The following is a 21,181-nucleotide window of genomic DNA, read 5'->3' as shown; positions in this document are numbered from 1 at the left end:
TCTCGGTCTCAGACCGAGATCACGATCTTCCCGTGCACGTGCCCGGTCTGGCTCAGGGCGAAGGCCTCCGCCACGTCCTCCAACGGGAAGACCCGCGCGACCGGGACGGTGAGCTGGCCGGTGTCGGCCAGCTCGCCCAGCGCCAGCAGGTCGTTGCGGTCCGGCCGTACCCACATCCATTCGCCGCCCGCACCGAGCACCGAGTGGTCGGCGATGGAGGCGTGCCGGCCGCCCTCGCGGAGCACCGCCGTGGTCACGTCGAGCACGCCGCCGACGAAGTCGGCGACGACGTCCACGCCCTCCGGGGCGAGCGCCCGGACCCGGTCGACCAACCCGTCCCCGTACTGCAGGGGCTCGGCGCCCGCGGCCCGCAGCCGGTCGTGGTTGCGGGGCGAGGCCGTGCCGATCACCCGGGCGCCGAAGGAGGAGGCGATCTGCACCCCGAGGAAGCCCACGCCGCCGGCCGCGCCGTGGACGAGGACGGTCTCCCCCTCGTCGAGGCGCAGCCGGGTGAGCAGCTGGTACGCCGTCAGCCCGGCGAGCGGGAGTCCGGCGGCCGCGTCCCAGTCGAGCGCGGCCGGCTTCGGCGCGAGGCAGCGCACGGGTACGGAGACGTACTCGGCGAACGTGCCTCCGCTGACGTAGTCCTTGCGGGCGTACGCCATGACCTCGTCGCCGACCTGGCACTCCGGGACGTCGATGCCGACGCGCTCGACGGTGCCGGCGACGTCCCAGCCCGGCACGGCGGGGAAGTACAGGTCCATCATCCCGTCGAGGCCGCCGGCCATGATCTTCCAGTCCACGGGGTTCACGCCGGCCCGCCGCACCCGGACGAGGACCTCTCCGGGCGCCACCTTGGGGATCGGGCGCCGACCGAGCGAGAGCACCTCGGTGCCGCCGTACCGGTCGTACGTCATGGCCCGCATGGTGGCGTCCTCGGTGCTGTGCTGCGTCTCGGGCATGGAGCGGCCTCTCGGAACCGGGCGGACAAAAGCGCCGTACGGCGACATATCGCGCCCGACTCTATGCCGGGGCGGGTGATTTCGCCGCGCGGCACCCGCACATCCACCCCCATTGACGAGAGCATGCCACTATGGCCAGACTGACAGGAAAGTTTCCTATCAGTCCAGGAGGCCTCCCGTGGACACCCCTCACCGCCGGCCCACCTCTCGCCGGGCGCTCCTCACCGGCACCCTCCTCGGCGCCGCCGCCCTCGCGGTCCCGGCCGCCGCCGGCGCCGTCACCCCGAGCGCCCCGCCCGCCACCGCGCCCGGCCGCGCCGGAGTGCGCCGGGTCAACCTCGACGACCCGGCGAAGAAGGAGATCGCCATGAAGCTGGTCTCCAGCGCGGAGAACTCCTCCCTCGACTGGAAGGCCCAGTACGGCTACATCGAGGACATCGACGACGGCCGCGGCTACACCGCGGGCATCATCGGCTTCTGTTCCGGCACCGGCGACATGCTCGACCTGGTCGAACTCTACGACCGCCGCAAGCCCGGCAACGTCCTGTCCCGCTACCTCCCGGCCCTGCGCAGGGTCGACGGCACCGACTCGCACTCGGGTCTCGGCTCCGCCTTCGAGCGCGCCTGGCGCACGGCGGCCGGGGACCGCGTCTTCCAGCAGGCGCAGAACGACGAGCGCGACCGCGTCTACTTCAACCCCGCCGTCGGCCAGGGCAAGTCCGACGGCATCGGCGCGCTGGGCCAGTTCGCGTACTACGACGCGATCGTCATGCACGGCGACGGCTCGGACTCCACCAGCTTCCGCAACATCCGCAAGCGCGCGCTGCGTTCGGCCAAGCCGCCGGTCCAGGGCGGCGACGAGGCGGCCTGGATCGGCGCGTTCCTGGACGCGCGCGTGTGGGCCATGAAGCAGGAGGAGGCGCACAGCGACACCAGCCGCGTCGACACCGCCCAGCGCGTGTTCCTCAAGAAGCGCAACCTGGACCTCGACACCCCGCTGGACTGGAAGGTCTACGGCGACAGCTACCACATCGGCTGATCCGCCGGGGCCGCTTGGAGAGCCGTGCGGCGGGCGACGCCTCCGGGGCGCCGCCCGCCGAAGCGCCCCGCGGGTCAGCCCCGGTACGCCTCCAGCAGCCGAAGCCAGACCTCGCTGATCGTCGGGAAGGCGGGCACCGCGTGCCACAGGCGGGCCAGCGGAACCTCGCCGGCCACCGCGATCGTCGCCGCGTGCAGCAGCTCGCCCGCGGCCGGTCCCACGAACGTGGCGCCGAGCACCACCTCGCGGTCGAGGTCCACCACCATCCGGGCCCGGCCGCGGTAGCCGTCCGCGTACAGGCCCGCGCCGGACACGGCGCCGAGGTCGTAGTCGACGGCCCGCACGCGGTGGCCGGCCCGCTCGGCGGCGGCCAGCGTCAGTCCGACCGAGGCCGCCTCGGGGTCGGTGAACACCACCTGTGGCAACGCGTCGGTATCGGCGGTGGCCGCGTGGGCTCCCCACCGGTCGGTCTCCAGCAGCGGGCCGCCGGCCGCCCGGGCGGCGATCGCGGCCCCCGCGATCCTGGCCTGGTACTTGCCCTGATGGGTCATCAGGGCCCGGTGGTTGACGTCCCCCACCGCGTACAGCCACCCGTGGCCGCGGACCCGGCAGTCGTCGTCCACCGGGATCCAGCCGCCGGGCGTCAGGCCCACCGTCTCCAGACCGATGTCGTCGGTGCGCGGGGTGCGGCCGGTGGCGAAGAGCAGTTCGTCGGCCTCGACGGTCTCGCCGCCCTCGAGGACGACGGTGACCGGTCCGGTCGGGCCGTCCCGTACGACCGCCTCGACCGACGTACCGGTACGGACGGTGGCCCCCGCCTCGCGCAGGCTCTCGGCGACCAGTTCGCCGGCGAAGTCCTCCATGCGCGGCAGCAGGCCCGCGCCGCGCACCAGCAGGGTGACGGCGGAGCCGAGGGCGGTGTAGGCGGTGGCCATCTCGGCCGCGACGACGGAACCGCCCACGACGGCCAGCCGCGGCGGCACGTGCCGGGCGCTGGTCGCCTCGCGCGAGGTCCAGGGCCGCGCCCCGGTGAGGCCGGGCAGTTCGGGCAGCAGGGGCCGGGTGCCGGTGGCCACGACCACCGCGTGGCGGGCGGCGAGCAGATGGTGCTCCCCCTCCGGGCCGGTGACGTCCACCCGGCGTTCGCCGTGCAGGCGGCCGTGGCCGCGGTAGACGTGCGCGCCGATGGAGTCGAGCCAGTCGACCTGGCCGTCGTCCTTCCAGTCGCCGGTCCAGTAGTCGCGGTGCGCGAGGACGGCCGCGGTGTCCAGCGGGCCGGCCACCGCCGCGCGCAGGCCGGGCACCCGGCGGGCGTCGGCCCGCGCGAGGGCCGGCCGGAGCAGGGCCTTGCTCGGGACGCAGGCCCAGTACGAGCACTCCCCGCCGATCAGTTCGGCCTCGACCAGCGCCGTACTGAGCCCGGCGGCGCGGGTCCGGTCCACCACGTTCTCGCCGGCCGGGCCCCCACCGAGCACCACGACGTCGTACTCCACAGCTTCGGTCATACGGCCAGTCTCGCCCGGCACCCTCGCGGGCGCCGGGCGGGCGCGCCGGGAACCGGGCCCGCCGTCCGGCCGGGGACGCGGGCCCTCGTCCGTGCTCCGGTCGGGCGTCGGCGGCGCGGGATCAGGCCTCGGCGCCGCCGGACTGCGCCGCCTGGGCGGCCTCGACCTGCTTGCGCACGTCGTCCATGTCGAGGGCGCGGGCCTGGCCGATGACGTCCTCGAGGGCGGCCTCGGGGAGCGCGCCGGGCTGGGCGAAGACCGCCACCCGGTCGCGGACGATCATCAGGGTCGGGATCGAGGAGATCCCGAACGCGGCGGCCAGCTCCTGCTGCGCCTCGGTGTCGACCTTGCCGAAGACCAGATCGGCGTGGGTCTCGGAGGCCTTCTCGAAGACCGGGGCGAACTGCCGGCAGGGGCCGCACCAGGACGCCCAGAAGTCGATCAGGACGAATTCGTTCTCGCTCACGACCTGGTCGAAGTTGTCCTTGGTCAGTTCCACGGTGGCCATGGGTGCGTCCCTACTTTCGTCAACCGCGGGCCTCCGGTGAGGCCGCGCTCAGCCGTCCCCGTCAACCGCACCAGGAGCCCGGCTATTCCGGTCCCTCTCAGAACGGGTACCCAGCCGGCTCGCGCCTGACCGTCGTCCAACGGACTTCCGTGAACGCGTCCAGGTTCGCCTCCCCGCCGAACCGGGCGCCGGTGCCCGAGGCCCCCACGCCCCCGAAGGGCGCGACGGCCTCGTCGTTCACGGTCTGGTCGTTGACGTGGGCGATCCCGGTGGGGATCCGGTCGGCCAGTTCCAGCCCCAGCGCGGTGTCCCGCGTGACGATGCCGAGGGACAGCCCGTACGGGCCGGCCGCGGCCAGTTCCGCCGCCTCGTCGAGCGTGCCGAAGGAGCGGACCGGCGCGACCGGGCCGAAGACCTCCTCCGCGTACGCGGGGGTGTCGTCGCCGACGCCGGCGAGCACGGTCGGCCGGTAGAAGAGGTCCTCGTACCGGCCGCCCGCGACGATCTTGGCGCCCTGGGTCGCGCTCGCCTCCACCAGCGCGTGCACGCGCTCGAGCTGGCCGCGGTCGATGAGCGGCCCGAGGTGCACCCGGGCCCGGTACGGGTCGCCGACCGCCAGGGCCTCGGCCTTGGCGGCCAGCCGCTCGACGTACTCCTCGTACACGGAGGCGTGCACCAGGTGCCGGCCGGCGGTCATGCAGATCTGGCCCTGGTGGAAGAAGGAGCCCCAGGCCGCCTGGGAGACGGCCGCGTCGAGGTCGGCGTCCGCCAGCACGATCAGGGCGGAGTTGCCGCCCAACTCCAGGTGCGCGCGCTTCAGTCCGCGGCCGGCCGCCTCGCCCACGATCCGGCCGGCGGCGGTGGACCCGGTGAACGAGACGATCCGGACCAGGGGTTCGGCCACCACGGCGGCCCCGGTCTCGCGGCCGCCCGGCAGCACGTGCAGCAGGTCCGCCGGCAGTCCGGCGGCCTCGAAGACCGCCCGGAGCGCGAGACCCCCCGAGACGGGGGTGCGCGCGTCGGGCTTGAGGAGCACCGCGTTGCCGAGGGCGAGGGCGGGCGCGACCGACCGTACGGCCAGGACGAGCGGCACGTTGAAGGGGGCGATCACGCCGACGACGCCGGCGGGCACCCGCCGGGTGTACGAGAGCCGGGGCGCCTCGCTCGCCAGGACCTGCCCGCCGGGACGGGAGGCCAGGGCGGCCGCCTCGTAGCACTCCTGGGCGGCGGTGTGCAGCTCGAAGTCCGCCTTGCCCGGTACGGAGCCGGTCTCGCGCACCAGCCAGTCGCGCAGCTCGGCGGCGTGTTCGGAGAACAGGTCGCCGGCGCGTCGCAGCACGGCCGCCCGGCCGGTGTACGGGGCGCTCCCCCAAGCCCGCCGGGCCGCCTCGGCGCGCGCGGCGGCCGCCGCGACGTCGGCGGGCGCGGCGAGCCGGACGGTGGCCAGGGTCTCCCCGGTGGCCGGCTCGACGACCGGCGCCGGGCCGCCGGTCAGCGGGGTCTCGGACTGCCAGGTGGCGGGGTCGAGCAGCGGCATGGCGGGGCCTCTCGGGGGAGTCGCCGCGCGCGGGGCGGCGGGGGGCGGGCCCGGACTGCGGGGGCCGGCCGGGCTGCGGGGCCTGCCGGGCTGCGGGGGTGGGGCCCGGGCTGCGGGCAGGCGCCATGCTAGCCAGCCCGCAGCTCCAAATCTGTTCAGTTATTGGGCAGTTGGTGTCCTGAATGCAGCGGGTCGGGGCCACGTGGGTCGGGGCCTGGTGGTTCCGGTCCGGTGGGTCCGGGCCCGATTCCGGGTCCGGTGGTTCCTGGTCCGATTCCTGGTCCGGTGCTTCCGGTACCTCAGCGCTCCAGGACGAGAGCGATGCCCTGGCCCACGCCGATGCACAGTGCCGCGAGGCCCGTGCCGGAGCCGGCGGCGGCGAGCTGGTGGGCGACCGAGCCCGCGAGCCGGGCACCCGAGGCGCCGAGCGGGTGGCCCAGCGCGATGGCGCCGCCGCGCGGGTTGACCAGCGCGGGGTCGAGCTCGGGCCACTCGGCCAGACAGCCCAGGGCCTGGGCGGCGAAGGCCTCGTTGAGCTCGAAGGTGGTCAGGTCGCCGAAGCCGCGGCCGGCCTTGGCCAGGGCGCGCTGGACGGCGTCGACCGGGCCGAGGCCGAAGAGGTGCGGCTCGATGCCGGTGACCGCCGAGGCGCGGATCCGGGCCAGCGGTTCGCGCCCGGTGGCGCGCAGGCCCTCCTCGTCGACCAGGAGCAGGGCCGCCGCGCCGTCGTTGAGCGGGGAGGCGTTGCCCGCGGTGACGGTGCCGTCGGGGCGGAAGGCGGGCTTGAGCTTCGCCATGGCCTCGGGGGTCGAGGACTCCCGGATGCACTCGTCGCGGGTCAGGTCCACGTCCGGGTACGGCACGACCTCGCCGTCGTAGAGGCCCGCGTTCCAGGCCGCGGCGGCCTTGCGGTGGCTGGCGAGGGCGAAGGCGTCCTGCGCCTCGCGGGTGATGCCGTGCTTGTCGGCGATGAGCTCGGCGCCCTCGCCGAGCGAGACGGTCCACTCCTCGGGCATGCGGGGGTTGGTCATGCGCCAGCCGAGGGTGGTGGACCACATCTGCTGGTGGCCGGCCGGGAAGGTGCGCTCGGGCTTCTGCACGACCCAGGGGGCGCGGGTCATCGACTCGACGCCGCCGGCGATGGCCACGGAGGCGTCGCCGAGGGCGATCGCGCGGGCGGCCTGGATCACGGCTTCGAGGCCGGAGCCGCACAGCCGGTTCACCGTGACGCCGGGGACGCTGACCGGCAGCCCGGCGAGCAGTACGGCCATCCGGGCGACGTCGCGGTTGTCCTCGCCGGCGCCGTTGGCGTCGCCGAGGACGACGTCGTCGATGCGGGCGGGGTCGAGGTCGGGCGTACGGTCGACGAGGGCGCGTACGACGTGGGCGGCCAGGTCGTCGGGCCGGACCCCGGCGAGTGCGCCGCCGAACTTGCCGATCGGGGTGCGGACGGCGTCGACGATGTACACGTCGCGGATGCTCATCGGGGTCTCCTGGGCGGATCCGTACGGGTGCGGGCGGGGGTGCCGCCGCGGGTGGGGCGCGTCCTGATCAACGCGCCCGCAGTCTCCGCCTCGGGCGCCTTACTGTCAACGTTCGGGGTGGTTGAGCTGCGGGGATGCGTTGCGGGGGTGGGTGGGGAGGGGAGGGGGCGGGGGTGGGGGTGGGCTCGCTTCGGGGGTGGGTCCCGTGGTGTGTGGGTCCCCTCGGCGCTTGACCGCCCATGGCCTGCAGGCCCTGCGGCAGGCCCACCCCGGAGGCTTCGGGGCTTCGCCCTGGCCTTCGGCCACCTCCGGCCCGGGCCTGCCTTCGGACCAGCCTGCCATGGGCAGTCAAGCGCCTTCCCCACACACCACGCGGCGGCACTCTCGTGGTGTGTGGGCCCGTCGCAGTCGGCGACCGTCGTCCGTGGGTGCGCAGGTCCGGGGGTCGCACGGGCGGTCGGCTCGTGGTCGTGCGCTACCGGTCGTACGGTGGAGGGAGCAGGAGGCGCGCGCCCCGCCCACTCTGCGGCGGTGTCCGTCTCGCCACAGGCCGCGCACCGCCCTGCGGCCGTGTGCTGCGGCCGCCTCGGGGGCCGGGTGCCGTGAGTGGCTCCACGATCACCCCGTCGAGGGGGAACTTTCATGCGTATCACGAACCACCGGATCCGGCGCGTGTGCGCGGCGGCCTGCGCGACCCCGTTGCTCGTGCTGGGCGTCGCGGCCACCGCGGGCGCCGCCCAGGTCACCGCGACCCCGGCCGCCACGGGCGCCGTTCAGGCGTCTTCGCCGGGGGAGATCCTCGACCTGGTCAACGCTGAACGGGCAAAGGTGAATTGCGAACCACTGAAGGTGGACGCGAAGCTCCAGCAGGCGGCCCAGGCGCACGCCGACGACATGGCGAAGAACAACATCACCGGGCACACCGGCTCGGACGGCTCCTCGGCCCTGTCCCGGATGCAGGCGGCCGGCTACAACCCCCAGGGGCCCTCGGCCGAGAACGTCTCCTGGGGGTTCCCCGACTCCAAGGGCCACGTGGACGGCTGGATGAAGAGCACCAAGGGACACCGTGAGACCATCCTGAACTGCGAGTACAAGGAGACCGGAGTCGGCGTGAGCGGCGACTACGCCGTCCAGCTCTTCGCCGTCAAGTCCCAGTAGTCGAAGGTTCGTTGACGAGGGCGGTGTACGTCGGCGCGACCGGGCGTACGCCGGCCCCCGACGGGCGGCGCCCGACTCCCTCCGTGCGCGCGACCTCAGGGTCGCGGCCCGTGCGCCTGCACCGTCGCCGTGCGGTCCCGGCACCGCCGGGCCCGGGACCGCGCGCCGGCGGGAACGACCGGAAGCACGGGCCACGGGAGGAGGCATCCGGCAGGACCACGAAACCGGCACGACCACGGGGGCCGCGGCCCGGCGCAGCCCCCGGAAAGCAGGTGCGTCCCATGCGCACGACGAACCGTATCGCCGGCGTCCTCGCCGGCCTGGCCCTGGCGCTCGGCGGCGCTGCGTTCACGGCCCCCACCGCCCACGCGGACCTCGACAGCTGCATCAGCCAGGTCGAGCGCGAGCAGCACGGCGAGGTCTCGGACGCCGTCCGGATGGCCTGCTACCTCGGCCTGACCGGCAACCAGAGCGAATGCGTGTCCGGCCTGACCGCCATCGGCGTCACCTCGGCCACCGCGTCGAGCTCCTGCAAGGTCGCCGCCCAGTAGGACCCGGTCGCCCCCATGGAGAGCAGGTGCGTCCCATGCGCACGACGACCCGAATCGCCGGTGCCCTCACCGGCCTGACCCTCGCCCTCGGCGGCGCGGCCCTCGCCGCGCCCACCGCCCGGGCGGACATCCCCGCGTGCACCCAGATGGTCGTCCAGGCCGGCGTCCAGGTCACCGACGCCGTCACCGCGGCGTGCACCCGCGGCGTGGTCGGTGACCTCCAGACCTGCATCAATGGTCTGACCGCCGTCGGCGTCCCGGGCGGCGCCGCGGGCGGCGCCTGCCGGGTCGCGGCCCTCGAACCGCGGTAGGCGGCCCGGTGCCCCCGACGGCGAGGACGTCGCGCGGGTCATCACCCTGGTGGTGATGGGCGCGCAGGCCGTGATCGCCATCGCCGACACCCGCCCGGTCGGCTGGATCAACTCCGCCGCTGCGGGACTGGAGGTCGTGCTCGTCATCGTGGTCTCCATCGCGCTCGTGGTCGCCGTGGCGGTCACCGGCGTCGGGTCCGCGGACAACCTCACCTCTCGCGGGATCACCGAGGGCGCCCCCGACTACTTCGCCGTGGGCGGCGGCCTCATGCTCGCCATGATCATGGGGCTGGTGACCCTCGTCGGGTTCGACTCCGCGGCCAACCTCGCCGAGGAGGCCCAAGGGGTCGTGGTGATGGTCTCCTGCTCGCGGCTCGTCTACGCGATGGCGCGCGACTCCCGCTTCCCGCTACACCGGCTGATGCGCCGGGTCGACCCCCGGACCCGGACCCCGGTCCCGGCCACCGTGCTGATCCTCGTCGTCGGCGCCGTCCTCATGGCGGCCCTGCTGGAACTCATCACCGCCTGCATGCTCGTCGTCGACCGGCGGGCCCTGACACCCAGCCCGGGAACGAGGGGTCCGCCGCCCGCTGACCCACGAAAATCCGCGGCCGGGCCGGGACACGGCCCGCTACGCTCGGGCCCCACCCCCGCACCACGGTCCGGTCCGACGGAGGCACCGATGACGCACGCACCCGCGCGGACCCCGCTCCCCGCACATCCCGAACGGCTCGAACGGGGGCACCCGTTCCGCCAGTGGAAGACCTGGCGCATCCCCGGCACCGAGCTCACCCTGACCGGGTACTCGCGCGCCAACGACAAGACGTTCTTCCACGTCCCGGAGCTGCGCTGCGCCCTCGACGCGGGACTCGCGGAGGGCCGGCAGCCCGAGCACGTCTTCCTCACGCACACCCATCACGACCACGCCAAGGACCTCGACTACCTGGCGGCCCGGCCCGGTGGCGTCGACGTCCGCCTGCCGTCCGCCGCCCTGCCGTACGCGCAGGCCTTCCTCCAGGCCTCGGCCGAGCTCAACCACGGACCGGCCTACGACCCCGCCCTGGCCGCGGGCTGCCGGCTGCACGGGGTGCGCGGGGGCGACGAGTTCACCTTCGGGCGCCGCGGGCACCACGTGCGCGTGGTGGACTGCGCGCACAAGGTGCCGTGCGTGGGCTACGCGTTCTCCGAACGCCGCACGGCACTCCTGCCCGAGTACGAGGAACTGCGCCGCACCCTCGCGGCACAGGGCCGGGGCGCCGAGTTCGGACGCCTCGTGGCCCGCCGCCGCGCCTCCGGCGTCCCGGTCGAACACGAGGTGCGCAAGCCCCTGTTCGCGTTCCTCGGCGACACCCACGTGAGCGTCTTCGAGGACAACCCGTGGCTCTTCGAGTACCCCGTGCTCGTCACCGAGTGCACCTACCTGGACGACGCCGAGGCGGACCGGGCCGACCGCGTCGGGCACACCGTCTGGAGCCGGCTGCGGCCCGTCGTCGAGGCCCACCCGGACACGCTGTTCGTCCTCACCCACTTCAGCCTGCGCCACTCGGACCGGGACGTCCTCGACTTCTTCGGCGCCGCGCGGCCCGCCAACGTCATGCTCTGGGTCCACCCGGACGGCCACCTCCCCGAACAGCACCAGCACGGCACCGCCCGCGGCTGACCGCCCCGCGCCGGCGCTACGGCGCGGACGCCCCCGGGACCGCGCCGGCGCCCGGCGGCCAGACGACGGTCACCGGAAGGTACGCGGCACGGGCCGCCGCCACCGTGTGGGCCGTCCCCCCGGTGCGGCCGGGCCGGCCGTTCCAGACGGCGACGAGCCGGTCCGCGCGGCCGAGCAGCACGCGGTTGGCCGCCGCGTACGCGGCCGCCGACGCCTGCCGGAACGGCATGACCTTCGTCTCCGACGCCGCCGCGAGCAGCCGGTCGAAGTCGGGGCGACCCTCGGGCGCGACCATCCGCTCGCGGTAGTCGGCGGAGGGCACGACCGCGACGAGCCGGCCGCCCGCCGCGAGCACGGCGTCCGCGAACAGGGTGTCCGCCCCGGCGGCCAGGCAGGAGACGCCGGTCAGGTCCGCCGCCGGGTGGTCGCCGAGCAGCCGGTCGAGCCGGGCCCTGATCCAGGCGCGGTCCTCTTCGGGGATACGGATGTGCCCCGTCACGGCGATCGTCGTCATCGACTTCCTCGACTGCCTTCCTGTGCCTTCCTGACGTCCGGTCGGGCCCGCCGTCATCGGCGACGGCTCATCCCCGGTGCCGGCTGCGGGGGAGCGCCGCCGCGGGCGGGAGGACGAGGGTGAACACGGCGCCCCCCTCCGGCCCGTGGCCCAGGACGCCGAGGGCGCCGCCCAGCCGCGTCGCCAGACGGTGCGCGATGGCCAGCCCCAACCCGCTGCCGACCGGCCGCTCGCCACGGTAGCGCTCGTACAGCGCACCCCGCTCGAAGGCCACGGCGACGTCGTCCTCCGTCAGCCCCGGACCGCCGTCGCGCACCTCGACCCGCGCGCCGCCGTCCGGCAGCGCGGCGAGCGCGAGCACCACCGGCGCGCCCGCCGGGGTGAGGCGCAGGGCGTTCGCCAGCAGGCAGTCGGCCAGCTGCCGGACCCGGAAGCCGTCCGTCCGTACGGTGACCGGACCCCCGCCCGCGGGCGGCTGCCAACGGAACTCGACCTCGTGCCGCGCACAGCGCTCCCGCCACGACCCGGCGGCCTGCTCCAACAGTGCGACGAGGTCCGTCTCGGCGGGCTCGAAGCGGAACTCGTCGGCCTCCAGGCGGGCCAGGTCGAGCAGGTCCGACAGGAAGCGGTCCAGCCGGCGGGCCTCGGCGTCGAGCACCCTGCCGGTCTCCGGCACCCGCTCGACCGGGATCACCCCGTCGGCCAGGGCCTCCGCGTAGCCGCGCATCGTCGTGAGCGGGGTGCGGATCTCGTGCGAGACGGACAGCAGGAACTCCCGCTGCCGCGCCTCGCTGCGGACCAGCGCCCCCTCCAGGACGGTCATGGCCTCGGCGAGTTCGGCGACCTCGGCCGGGCCGGGAGCCGCCGGGCGCCCGCCGGGAGCCGGCCCGGCGTCCTCCTGCGCCGCACCCGGTCCGGCGTACCCGCCCGGGTCCGCGATCCCGCGGCGGCCCGCGGCCAGCCGCCTGGCGGACGCCGCCGCGCGGACCAGCGGACGGCTGATCCGGCGGGCCAGCAGCAGTCCGGCGACGGCCGCCCCCGCCAGGCCCGCGCACAGGGGCAGCACCAGGTTCCGGCGGATCCGGGCGGTGGCCGCGTCCACCTCCGCCATCGGCTTGGCGAGCACCACTCCGCCCGACCCGTGGGCCCGCCCCTCCAGGACGACCGGCCGGCCGTCCAGCGTGCCGGTGGCGGACAGCGGCTCGCGGGCCAGCAGCACGTCCCGCTGGGCGTTCGACACCGCGGCCGCGGCCGGACCGTGGAGCGTGCCGGACGGGTCCAGGACGGCGAGGCGCACGCCGTTGGAGCCGGCGATCAGCTGCTCGCCCTCGACGAGCAGCCCCGACAGTCGCGGGATCCGGCTGAGCACGGTGGCCTGCCGGCCGAGCTGGTCGCGCTCCCGGGCCTCGGCCCCGGAGCGCGCGGTGTACCAGGCTGCCGCCCCGGTCAACAGGACGGCGACCAGCGCGACCAGGCCCGCGAGCAGGACCAGTTCGCGGGCCAGGGTGCCCCGGCCGGACCGTGCCGCGCTCATGCGGCGCCGTTGCCGGTCGCGCCGTACCCGACGCCCCGCACGGTCCGGATCGGGCTCGCGGCGCCGAGCTTCCCGCGGATCTGGGACACGTACACGTCGACCACCCGCTGGTCCCGGTGGGCCGCGTCGCCCCAGACCCGCTCCAGCAGCTGGGCGCGGGTGAAGACCCGGTCGCGGTGCTCGAGGAGGTGCGCGAGGAGACTCAGCTCCAGGGCGGTGAACTCCACCGGTACGCCGTCGACGTGCACCGTGTGCCGGTCCACGTCGACCCGCACCCGGCCCAGCTCGTAGGCGCCGCGGCCGGCGGCCGGGCGCGCCCCGCGGCGCAGCACGGCGTTCACGCGGGCCACCAGCTCGCCCGGCGAGAACGGCTTGGTCAGGTAGTCGTCCGCGCCGAGCTCCAGGCCGAGGATCCGGTCCGCCTCGTCACCGCGGGCGGTGACGAGCAGGACCGGTGTCCAGTCGCCCCGCTCGCGCAGCCGGCGGCACAGCGTCACCCCGTCCATGCCGGGCAGCCCGACGTCCAGGACGACCGCCGCCGGCGCGAGCCGGGCCACCGCCTCGAAGCCCGCGGTCCCGTCCTGCGCGATCTCCGTCCGGTAGCCGTCCCGCTCCAGGTACAGCCGCTGCAGCGCGGCGATGTTCGCGTCGTCCTCCACGATCAGGACGAGTCCCTTGCGGGGGTTCATCGACGACTCCGATGAGGTGCGCGCGGAGCCGGGCCGCGGGTGCCGAGGGGGTGACGCCGCCATGCTAGCCAGCCGCCCGCCGGAGCCGGCGGCGGCCGGTGCACCGCACCGTGCGGCCTAACAGAGCCCTAACAATCCGCTCACCTCGCCCGGGCAATCACCGGCCATGATCGAACCCGGCGCCGCCACCCCCCAGTCCGACCCGTCGTCGACCCACGCGAGGATTTCCCGATGCACCCTGCGAACCAGCCGATCCCGCCCGGCCCCGCGCCGCGCGGACTGCTCCACCGGGCCGGCCGCGCCTGCGCCCGCCGTCCCTGGCTCGTGGTCGCGGCCTGGTTGCTGGCCCTGCTCGCGGCCGTCGGAGCCGACCGGGCCTGGGGCGGGGACTACGAGGACGACTTCACGCTCCCCGGGACCTCCGTACAGACCGGCTCCGACCTGCTGGACGCCCACGGCGGGGCCGCCACCCGGGGCGTACCCGCCCAGGTCGTCCTCTCGGCCGGCCGCGACGGCGACGGGCTCGCCGCGCACGGCGCGGCCGTGCGGTCGGCCGGGCAGCGGCTGGCGGCCCTGCCCGAGGTGATCTCCGTCGCCGACCCGCTGGCCACCCCCGGCGCGGTCACCGCGGACGGCCGCACCGGCTACTACACCGTGCGCTTCGCCTCGAACCCCATCCGGTTCGACACGTCCTACGTGGAACGGGTCGACGCGGCGGTCGCCCCGCTGCGCACGGACGGGGTCACGGTCGAGTACGGCGGCCCGCTCGGCCGGCTCGCCGCCCCCACCGGTGCCGACCGGGCCTCCGAAGCCATCGGCATCATCACCGCCGTCATCGTCCTGCTGCTGGGCTTCGGCAGCGTGGCCGCCGCGGCGTTCCCACTGGTCAGCGCCGTCATCGGGCTGATCATCGGCCTCGCCGGGCTCGGGCTGCTGGCCGCCGGCCTCGACTTCGCCGCCGTCTCGCCGACCCTCGCCGTGATGATGGGCCTCGGCGTGGGCCTGGACTACTCGCTGTTCCTGGTGACCCGGCACCGCAAGCTGCTCCACACCGTGTCCGACCCGACCGAGGCCGCCGGTCACGCCGTCGCCACCAGCGGCCGGGCCGTGCTGGTCGCCGCCCTGACGGTGACGGCGGCGCTGGCCGGCCTCTTCGCCTCCGGCGTCGGCTTCATCGGGATGCTCGGCGTCGCGGCCGGCGTCACCGTCCTGACCGGCGCGCTCGCCGCGCTCACCCTGACACCCGCCCTCCTGGGCCTGGCCGGCCGACGCATCGACCGACTGCGCGTGCGCACCCCCGTCGACGAGCCGGACGCGGACGCGGACGGTCCGGCGGGCCGGGACGTGTGGCAGCGCTGGGCCGCGGTCGTGGGCCGCCGCCCCTGGACCTTCCTGCTCCTCGGCACCGCGCTGCTCACGCTGCTCGCCGTACCCGCCGCCGGCATGCGCCTCGGCCACGTCGACGCCGGCGCCTCGCCCACCACCGCCACCGAGCGCCGCGCCTACGACCTGGTCGCCGACGGGTTCGGCCCCGGCGCGAACGGGCCGGTCACCGTCGTCGTCACCCTCGACAAGAACGGCACCGCCCCCGACGCGCGGACCCGGCTCGCGAAGGACCTCCACGAGGCGCTCACCCACACGCCCGGCGTCGCCCAGGCCACCCCGCCCGCGCCCACCGCGGACGGCGCCCTGCTCGTCTCCACCGTGACGCCCGCCGGCGCCCCGCAGGACCGGGCCACCGCCGACCTGCTGCACCGGCTGACGGACCGGACCCTGCCCGACGCCCTCGACCCGTACCACGCCACCGGGTACGTCACGGGGCAGACCGCGGCCCAGCAGACCTTCCGGGACGTGCTCGCCGACCGCCTCCCGCTGGTCGTCGGGCTGGTCGTCGCGGCGGCGTTCGTCCTCCTGCTGACCGTGTTCCGCAGCCCGCTGGTCGCGCTCAAGGCGGCGCTGCTCAACCTGCTCTCGATCGCCGCCTCGTACGGGGTGGTCGTCGCGGTCTTCCAGTGGGGCTGGGGCTCGTCACTGCTGGGCCTGGACGAGACGGTGCCCGTCGAGTCCTACGTGCCGACGATGATGTTCGCGATCGTCTTCGGCCTCTCCATGGACTACGAGGTGTTCCTGCTGTCCCGGATCCGGGAGTACTGGCTGGCCGGCCGGGACAACCAGGCCGCCGTCGCCGCCGGCCTGGCCTCCACCGCCCGGGTCATCACCTGTGCCGCGCTCATCATGACCAGCGTCTTCCTCGCGTTCCTGCTCTCGCAGAACCCGGTGGTCAAGATGCTCGCGCTGGGTCTCGGCGTCAGCGTCGTCCTCGACGCCACCGTGGTCCGGCTGCTGCTGGTCCCGGCCACCATGAACCTGCTCGGCCGCGCCAACTGGTGGATCCCCGCCTGGCTGGACCGCCTGCTGCCGCACCTCGACCCGGAGGGCGGCCCCCCGCCCGCCGACCCCGTCGGCGGACCGGCACCGGTGGCGGCGGACGCCCGAACAGGACGTGAAGACGTCCAGGCTCCCGAAGACCGACGAGCCGGCGCGGACCGAGCCGAGGCGCCGGACCCGACCGCTCCTGCCCACCCGATACCGGAGGTACGCCCATGAGCCCCACCACCCACACCACGCCCGCGGCCGCCGGCCCACGGCCGGGCGGGGCCTCCGGCCGGGTCGCGCCCGACCGCCCGCCGCGCGCCCGGCTCCGCCGCCGGCGCGCCCGACTCCTCGCCGGCCTCCTCGGCGTCGTGGTGCTGGCGGGCACCGCCGAGTACGCCGCGACCGCGGTCGTCGAGAACCGGGTCGAGGACGCCCTGCGGCCGCGCCTGGGGGAGACCGACGCGGACCTGTCGGGGTCCGGCCTGCTCGCCCTGCTCCGCGGCCGCGCCGACGGCGTCACCGTCACCGGGGACCACGCCACGATCGGCCCGGTCACCGGCGCCTCCGTCGACCTCCGCCTCGACGGCATCGACGTCCACCGGGGCGCGCACGACGCCGATGCGGTCGACTCCGTCCACGGCCGCATCACGGTGCCCACCGGCGCGGTCCGCTCCTGGCTCACGTCCACGAGCCCCGCCCTGGCACCCACCGACGTGACCACCGACCCGGCCGCCGGCACCCTCCGCCTGGGCCTCGGCCCCGGCGGCGCCGTCACGGTGACGCTCCGCCCCGAACTGCACGACGGCCGCTTCCGGTTCGCCCTGGCCGGCGCGACCGTGATGGGCGCCCCGGCCCCCGAGCGCCTCACCCGCCTGGTCGAGGACCGCCTGGCCGCCGCCCCCGCACCGTCCGGGGACGGGGCCGTCACCCCGCTCCCAGGACTGGAACCCACCTCGGTACGCGTCACGGCCCTGGGCATCGAGGTCGCCCTGGACGGCACCCCCTCCGCCGAGCCGACCCCGTCAGCGAAGTCCTGACCAGGCGCGCCGCGCCGCCCGACACCCTCCGAACGCCACGGTCGCAGAGCCCCGCACTTCCCGAAGCGCCGGTAGGCCGCCCCGTGTGGGGGAGGCGCTTGACACGGTAGGGCAGGCTGGTCCGGAGGCAGGCCCGGGCCTGGGGTGGCCGGAGGCCAGGGCGAAGCCCCGAAGCCCCAGGGGTGGGCCTGCCGCAGGGCCTGCAGGCCCTACCGTGTCAAGCGCCGAGGGGACCCACACACCACGGGGCGGCCGGCACCACACGCCCACACCCACCCACCCACCGCACGACCGCACCACAACCCCCCACCACAACCCCCCACCGCGCGCCCCCACCACGCGCCCACCGCGCCCACCTCACCCCCCGCCCCAGATCCCCAGATACGCCTCGCGGTAGCCGGGCGGATCCCAGGACGTGGCCCCGCCGCTGTTCTCGGCCGTCACCACGTGGACCGGCGCCACGTACCCGCTCGCCGGCCGGCCCGCGAACGCGCGGTTGAACTCGTCCACGATCTGCCAGCCCTGCTGGGTCAGCGGCTCCGGCACCGTGGCCGCCTGGTACTGCCGGCTGTTGATGCGCTGGAAGGCGGACGGGTCGCCGTCGCCCGCGCCGACGTTGAACGGCGGCCCCGCCCCGGGGAGTCCGGCGGCCCGCAGCGCCGGGGCCGCGTCGGCGAAGTACAGGTCGTTGATCGCCACGGAGTACGTCCAGCGGCGCCCGAACCGGGACACCAGCGAGGAGACCTGCTGCGGGGTGCGCTGGGTCGCGTCCGGGATGGGAATGTTCTCCGTCGCCAGCAGTTGCACGCCGCCGCAGTGTGCCAACTGCCGTTTGATCAGCTCGGACTTGCGGTGGGCGAACGGGATCGAGTCGTCGGTGAAGACGACCACCCCGGCGGATCCGCGGGACCGGGCGACGACCCAGTCCGCGCTGATCCGCGCCACGTCCGCCACCTCCGTGGTGATGTTGGTGAACAGCTTCGGCCGCGTGCTCGGGCCCGGGGTGCTGACGGCGTGCCAGCCGATCAGCGGGATGCCCGCGGCCGTGGCCCGCGCGGTCTGCTGGGCCGTCAGCAGGGGGTCGAAGCCGCCCAGTGCGATGCCCGAGGGCCTCAGGGTGACGGCCTGGCTGAGCGCCGCCTGGATGCCGGCCGGGGTGCCCTGGCCGTCGATGACCCGCACCCGCCAGCCGATGGCGGCCGCGCCCTCCCGCAGCCCCTGCGCCACACCGGCGACGCCGGGGTTGGTCATGGTCTGGGCGACGTAGACGAGGGTCTTGTCCGGTACCGCCGCCGGCCCGGTGGTGGGGCCGGTCCAGGAGGCGTCGGTACGTTCCGCCCGCGCGACGGCCGCCGTCGCCGCGGCGAGCGCGGCAGGGCAGCCGGTGCCGGTGGCCGGGGCGGAGGCCGGCGGGGAGCCGCCCGTGCAGCCCGCGACGAAGGCGGCGGCGGCCGTCCACAGGACCACGGCGGCGCGGACGGCGGTGCGCTTCGGGTACACGGTGCTCGCTCCTGACGTGGGGTGCGGGGACGGGGCGGGGCCCGGAGGCCGGCCGTGAGCCGCAGCGCGGCGGCGCGGCGGCGACGGGAAAGGTGCCACCGCCCGCTCTACGGGGGTGCATCCCGTGACGGCGCTTCCCGCAGCGCCGGTTCCCCACCCCCGGAAGGTCCCCCGCCCGGTCCCGCCCGGCTCCGCAGCCGCCGCCGGGCCGCGTAGCCGGACAGCCCGACGGCCAGCAGCAGGGTGCAGCCGTTGAACAGCGGGGTGGCCCAGAACTCGGCGCCGAGCTGGCCGATCCCGGCGAGCCCGACGGCGAGCACGCCGACCGCCACGAGGGTGCCGAGCGCGTTGGCCCGCCCGGGATGGACCGTCGTCGAGCCGAGCAGGGCGCCGACGAACGCCGGCAGCAGGTAGTCCAGCCCCACGCTCGGGTTGCCGATCTGCTGCTGCGCCGCCAGCAGCACCCCCGCGATCCCCACGAACAGGCCCGATCCGGCGAAGGCGTAGACGGAGTACCGGCGGGTGCGGATGCCGAGCATGCGGGCGGCCCGCGGGTTGGAGCCCACGACGTACAGGTACCGGCCGACCGGCAGCCGCTCCAGCACCACCCACAGCACCACGACCGCGGCCAGGACGTAGAAGGCGGGCACCGGCAGGCCGAGGAACCGGGCGTCGTACAGGTCGGTGAAGCCGGCCGGCAGGCCGTCCGGGCCGGGCACGATCCGCCCGCCGTCCGTCAGCCAGCCGGTGAAGGCGTACATGATGCTGCCGGTGCCGAGCGTGGCGATCAGGGAGTCGATCCGGGCGAACTCGACGACCACCCCGTTCAGGGCCCCGGCGAGCACCCCGCCCACGACGACCACGGCGCAGGCGAGCGGCCACGGCACCCCCTCCTCGACGATCAGGTGCATCACCAGGACGTGTGCCAGCCCCAGCCCGTAGCCGATGGACAGGTCGAACCGGCCCGAGGCGATGGGGATCGTCGCGCCGAGCGCGAGCAGGGCGGGGACGGACTGGTTGGAGAGGATCGCGGAGACGTTGTCCCGGGTGGGGAAGGTGTCCGGCAGGGCCAGGGAGAAGGCCACGAACAGCAGCGCGGCCAGCCCCACCAGGCCGTACCTGCCGATCGGGTGCCCGCGCGCGGCCCAGCGCGTCACGGGGCCGTCGTGCTTCCGGTGATCGCGGGCAGGGCGGAGGCGGTGCGGGTGAGTGCGGCCGGTGTCAGGGCGGCGCCGGAGAGTTCGGCCGTGACCGATCCGCGCACGAACACCAGGGCCCGGTGGCAGAGGTCCGCGACCTCCTCGAAGTCCGTGGAGACCAGCAGCAGCGCCAGCCCGTCGGCGGCGGCCCCGTCGAGGATGCGGTGGACGGCGGCCTTGGCGCCGACGTCCACGCTCGCGGTCGGCTCCTCCAGCACCAGAAGACGCAGCCGCCCGCGCAGCCACCGGCCGAGGACGACCCTCTGCTGGTGCCCGCCGGAGAGGGTGGCCAGCGGCGCCTCGGTGTCGCGCGGGCGCACCCCGAACCGCTCGACCAGGGCGGTCGCCCGGCGCCGTTCCCCCCGCAGGCCCAGCCAGTGCCAGGCCGGCACGCCGGCCGCCCCGGGGTTGGCGAGCAGGTTCTCCCGCACCGTCAGGTCCGGGGCGCAGCCCTCCTCCTGACGGTTGGCGGCCACCAGGGCGACGCCCCGGGCGACCGCCGCCGACACGGTGCGGGGCCGGTACGGCCGGCCGTCGAGCAGCGCGCGCCCGCCGAGCAGGGGCAGGGCGCCGGCCAGGGCGCGTCCCAGGTGCATGTGGCCGGCCCCGGTCAGGCCCACCAGGCCGAGGATCTCGCCGGGCGCGAGGGCCAGGCGGACCGGAGCGGTGCGCTCCGTCGTCACGCCGTCGAGGCGCAGTACGGGCGGCCGGCCGGCGGGCACCGGGGCGGCCGGGCCGCGGCCGGCCGGCACGGCGCCCGCGATGTCCGCGACCAGCCGGGCGGGGCCGTACCCGGCCAGCGGGCCGCGGCTGACCACGGCGCCGTCCCGCAGGACGGCGAACGCGTCCGCGACCCGGTACACCTCGTCGAGCCGGTGGCTGACGTACAGCACGCCGTGGCCCCGGTCGCGCAGCCCGTGCAGGACGTCGAACAGCCGGGCGCAGTCAGCGGCCGGGAGCGTGGCCGTCGGCTCGTCGAGGACGAACAGCTCCGCCCGGCGGGCCAGGGCCCGGGCGATGGCGACCAGGGAGCGCTCGGCGGGCGGGAGGTCGGCGATCCGGGTACCGGGGTCCAGGTGCCCGGCCACGGCCCGCAGGGCCTCGTCGCACCGCTCGCGCGTCCGGCGCCAGGAGATCAGCCCGCGCCGGCGCGGGTACCCGGTGCCCAGAGCGATGTTCTCGGCGACCGTCATCCACTCCACCAGGCCCAGGTCCTGGTGGATGAAGGACATCGCCCGGGAGGCCGCCGGCGATCCGAGCGGGTGTCCGGCCACCGTCACCGCGCCGGCGTCGGCCCGGTGCACCCCGGCGAGCACCTTGATGAGGGTGGACTTGCCCGCGCCGTTGGGGCCGAGGAGGGCGAACACGCTGCCCCGGTGCAGGTCGAGGTCGACCGCGTCGAGGGCGACGGTCCCGCCGAACCGCTTGCCGAGGCCGCGGATCCTTACGAGCGGCTCCGCACCGGCCGGGGGCGGGCGGTCCGTCGGGGTGACGGACGTGTCATGGGCGTCGGGCACGGACGTCTCCGGAGCGACCTCGGGCCCCCGCGGGGGAGGATGGGGGCAAAGGGGATGCTACTGGGCGTCAGGTGGGATTCCTGTTCATGACGGGCATCTT

The 21,181-nt window shown here is 75.6% G+C and carries 18 protein-coding genes; 7 read left to right on the top strand and 11 right to left on the bottom strand.

Annotated elements, in window-relative coordinates; all coding sequences use genetic code 11:
• Nucleotides 1–8: 8 nt before the first annotated feature.
• A complete protein-coding gene (locus ACIQCH_RS02725) occupies nt 9–926 on the bottom strand; it encodes an NADP-dependent oxidoreductase (RefSeq protein ID WP_402577642.1) in 918 nt (305 codons plus the stop codon).
• A 214-nt stretch (nt 927–1,140) separates the two neighbouring features.
• On the opposite strand from ACIQCH_RS02725, the gene ACIQCH_RS02720 reads away from it, so the two are divergent.
• Entirely contained in the window at nt 1,141–2,001 is an 861-nt protein-coding gene (locus tag ACIQCH_RS02720) for a chitosanase (protein WP_402577181.1), read from the top strand.
• A gap of 74 nt (nt 2,002–2,075) precedes the next feature.
• Here the strand turns inward: ACIQCH_RS02720 and ACIQCH_RS02715 are convergent, their stop codons facing one another.
• The 4 genes from ACIQCH_RS02715 to ACIQCH_RS02700 form a co-directional block, all read right to left on the bottom strand.
• Nucleotides 2,076–3,506, bottom strand: a complete 1,431-nt coding sequence (locus ACIQCH_RS02715) for a dihydrolipoyl dehydrogenase family protein (RefSeq protein ID WP_402577179.1) — start codon at nt 3,504–3,506, stop codon at nt 2,076–2,078.
• 121 nt (nt 3,507–3,627) lie between these two features.
• Entirely contained in the window at nt 3,628–4,014 is a 387-nt protein-coding gene (gene trxA / locus ACIQCH_RS02710) for a thioredoxin (RefSeq protein WP_402577177.1), read from the bottom strand.
• Nucleotides 4,015–4,111: 97 nt separating this feature from the next.
• Nucleotides 4,112–5,551: an aldehyde dehydrogenase family protein gene (locus ACIQCH_RS02705; RefSeq protein WP_402577175.1), complete on the bottom strand. Its 1,440-nt coding sequence runs from the start codon at nt 5,549–5,551 to the stop codon at nt 4,112–4,114.
• Between the two features lie 299 nt (nt 5,552–5,850).
• Complete coding sequence (locus tag ACIQCH_RS02700) at nt 5,851–7,035, bottom strand: thiolase family protein (protein ID WP_402577173.1); 1,185 nt, start codon at nt 7,033–7,035, stop codon at nt 5,851–5,853.
• Nucleotides 7,036–7,677: 642 nt separating this feature from the next.
• Between ACIQCH_RS02700 and ACIQCH_RS02695 the strand changes: the two genes are divergently transcribed.
• The 4 genes from ACIQCH_RS02695 (at nt 7,678) to ACIQCH_RS02680 (ending at nt 10,715) form a co-directional block, all read left to right on the top strand.
• The gene (locus ACIQCH_RS02695) at nt 7,678–8,193 is read left to right on the top strand and encodes a CAP domain-containing protein (protein WP_402577171.1); all 516 of its coding nucleotides are present in this window, start codon (nt 7,678–7,680) and stop codon (nt 8,191–8,193) included.
• A 281-nt stretch (nt 8,194–8,474) separates the two neighbouring features.
• Nucleotides 8,475–8,744: a hypothetical protein gene (locus ACIQCH_RS02690; protein WP_402577169.1), complete on the top strand. Its 270-nt coding sequence runs from the start codon at nt 8,475–8,477 to the stop codon at nt 8,742–8,744.
• A gap of 35 nt (nt 8,745–8,779) precedes the next feature.
• The gene (locus tag ACIQCH_RS02685) at nt 8,780–9,055 is read left to right on the top strand and encodes a hypothetical protein (RefSeq protein ID WP_402577168.1); all 276 of its coding nucleotides are present in this window, start codon (nt 8,780–8,782) and stop codon (nt 9,053–9,055) included.
• Nucleotides 9,056–9,110: 55 nt separating this feature from the next.
• On the top strand, nt 9,111–10,715 hold the full coding sequence (locus ACIQCH_RS02680) for an MBL fold metallo-hydrolase (protein WP_402577166.1): 1,605 nt from the start codon (nt 9,111–9,113) through the stop codon (nt 10,713–10,715).
• Between the two features lie 16 nt (nt 10,716–10,731).
• On the opposite strand, the gene ACIQCH_RS02675 is transcribed toward ACIQCH_RS02680, so the two are convergent.
• The 3 genes from ACIQCH_RS02675 to ACIQCH_RS02665 all read right to left on the bottom strand — a co-directional run bounded on the left by ACIQCH_RS02675 (nt 10,732) and on the right by ACIQCH_RS02665 (nt 13,452).
• Nucleotides 10,732–11,229, bottom strand: coding sequence for a hypothetical protein (locus tag ACIQCH_RS02675; RefSeq protein ID WP_402577164.1), 498 nt, complete (start codon nt 11,227–11,229; stop codon nt 10,732–10,734).
• Nucleotides 11,230–11,296: 67 nt separating this feature from the next.
• Nucleotides 11,297–12,763: a sensor histidine kinase gene (locus ACIQCH_RS02670; protein ID WP_402577162.1), complete on the bottom strand. Its 1,467-nt coding sequence runs from the start codon at nt 12,761–12,763 to the stop codon at nt 11,297–11,299.
• Entirely contained in the window at nt 12,760–13,452 is a 693-nt protein-coding gene (locus ACIQCH_RS02665; protein ID WP_402577160.1) for a response regulator transcription factor, read from the bottom strand. Before ACIQCH_RS02665 ends, ACIQCH_RS02670 begins: the two co-directional genes overlap by 4 nt.
• Nucleotides 13,453–13,683: 231 nt before the next feature.
• On the opposite strand from ACIQCH_RS02665, the gene ACIQCH_RS02660 reads away from it, so the two are divergent.
• Nucleotides 13,684–16,059, top strand: a complete 2,376-nt coding sequence (locus ACIQCH_RS02660; RefSeq protein ID WP_402577158.1) for an MMPL family transporter — start codon at nt 13,684–13,686, stop codon at nt 16,057–16,059.
• Entirely contained in the window at nt 16,056–16,865 is an 810-nt protein-coding gene (locus ACIQCH_RS02655; RefSeq protein WP_402577156.1) for an LmeA family phospholipid-binding protein, read from the top strand. The genes ACIQCH_RS02660 and ACIQCH_RS02655 overlap by 4 nt, the downstream gene beginning before the upstream one ends.
• 357 nt (nt 16,866–17,222) lie before the next feature.
• On the opposite strand, the gene ACIQCH_RS02650 is transcribed toward ACIQCH_RS02655, so the two are convergent.
• From ACIQCH_RS02650 to ACIQCH_RS02640, 3 genes are all read right to left on the bottom strand, one after another.
• Nucleotides 17,223–18,365 (bottom strand): substrate-binding domain-containing protein, encoded by a 1,143-nt coding sequence (locus ACIQCH_RS02650; RefSeq protein ID WP_402577154.1) that lies wholly within the window; start codon nt 18,363–18,365, stop codon nt 17,223–17,225.
• Nucleotides 18,366–18,472: 107 nt separating this feature from the next.
• On the bottom strand, nt 18,473–19,522 hold the full coding sequence (locus ACIQCH_RS02645; RefSeq protein WP_402577152.1) for an ABC transporter permease: 1,050 nt from the start codon (nt 19,520–19,522) through the stop codon (nt 18,473–18,475).
• Nucleotides 19,519–21,081: a sugar ABC transporter ATP-binding protein gene (locus ACIQCH_RS02640; RefSeq protein ID WP_402577150.1), complete on the bottom strand. Its 1,563-nt coding sequence runs from the start codon at nt 21,079–21,081 to the stop codon at nt 19,519–19,521. Before ACIQCH_RS02640 ends, ACIQCH_RS02645 begins: the two co-directional genes overlap by 4 nt.
• Nucleotides 21,082–21,181 lie beyond the last annotated feature (100 nt).

Source organism: Streptomyces sp. NPDC093225 (assembly GCF_044753805.1).
In the GTDB taxonomy this organism is placed as follows: domain Bacteria; phylum Actinomycetota; class Actinomycetes; order Streptomycetales; family Streptomycetaceae; genus Streptomyces.
This window is presented reverse-complemented; position numbering and strand designations above follow the sequence as displayed.

Excerpts from the sequence above, each read along its gene's own strand:
- ACIQCH_RS02725 (WP_402577642.1), bottom strand. The coding sequence starts at position 926 with ATGCGGGCCATGACGTACGACCGGTACGGCGGCACCGAGGTGCTCTCG.
- ACIQCH_RS02715 (WP_402577179.1), bottom strand. The coding sequence starts at position 3,506 with ATGACCGAAGCTGTGGAGTACGACGTCGTGGTGCTCGGTGGGGGCCCG.
- trxA (WP_402577177.1), bottom strand. The coding sequence starts at position 4,014 with ATGGCCACCGTGGAACTGACCAAGGACAACTTCGACCAGGTCGTGAGC.
- ACIQCH_RS02705 (WP_402577175.1), bottom strand. The coding sequence starts at position 5,551 with ATGCCGCTGCTCGACCCCGCCACCTGGCAGTCCGAGACCCCGCTGACC.
- ACIQCH_RS02700 (WP_402577173.1), bottom strand. The coding sequence starts at position 7,035 with ATGAGCATCCGCGACGTGTACATCGTCGACGCCGTCCGCACCCCGATC.
- ACIQCH_RS02695 (WP_402577171.1), top strand. The coding sequence starts at position 7,678 with ATGCGTATCACGAACCACCGGATCCGGCGCGTGTGCGCGGCGGCCTGC.
- ACIQCH_RS02690 (WP_402577169.1), top strand. The coding sequence starts at position 8,475 with ATGCGCACGACGAACCGTATCGCCGGCGTCCTCGCCGGCCTGGCCCTG.
- ACIQCH_RS02685 (WP_402577168.1), top strand. The coding sequence starts at position 8,780 with ATGCGCACGACGACCCGAATCGCCGGTGCCCTCACCGGCCTGACCCTC.
- ACIQCH_RS02680 (WP_402577166.1), top strand. The coding sequence starts at position 9,111 with ATGGGCGCGCAGGCCGTGATCGCCATCGCCGACACCCGCCCGGTCGGC.
- ACIQCH_RS02675 (WP_402577164.1), bottom strand. The coding sequence starts at position 11,229 with ATGACGACGATCGCCGTGACGGGGCACATCCGTATCCCCGAAGAGGAC.
- ACIQCH_RS02670 (WP_402577162.1), bottom strand. The coding sequence starts at position 12,763 with ATGAGCGCGGCACGGTCCGGCCGGGGCACCCTGGCCCGCGAACTGGTC.
- ACIQCH_RS02665 (WP_402577160.1), bottom strand. The coding sequence starts at position 13,452 with ATGAACCCCCGCAAGGGACTCGTCCTGATCGTGGAGGACGACGCGAAC.
- ACIQCH_RS02660 (WP_402577158.1), top strand. The coding sequence starts at position 13,684 with ATGCACCCTGCGAACCAGCCGATCCCGCCCGGCCCCGCGCCGCGCGGA.
- ACIQCH_RS02655 (WP_402577156.1), top strand. The coding sequence starts at position 16,056 with ATGAGCCCCACCACCCACACCACGCCCGCGGCCGCCGGCCCACGGCCG.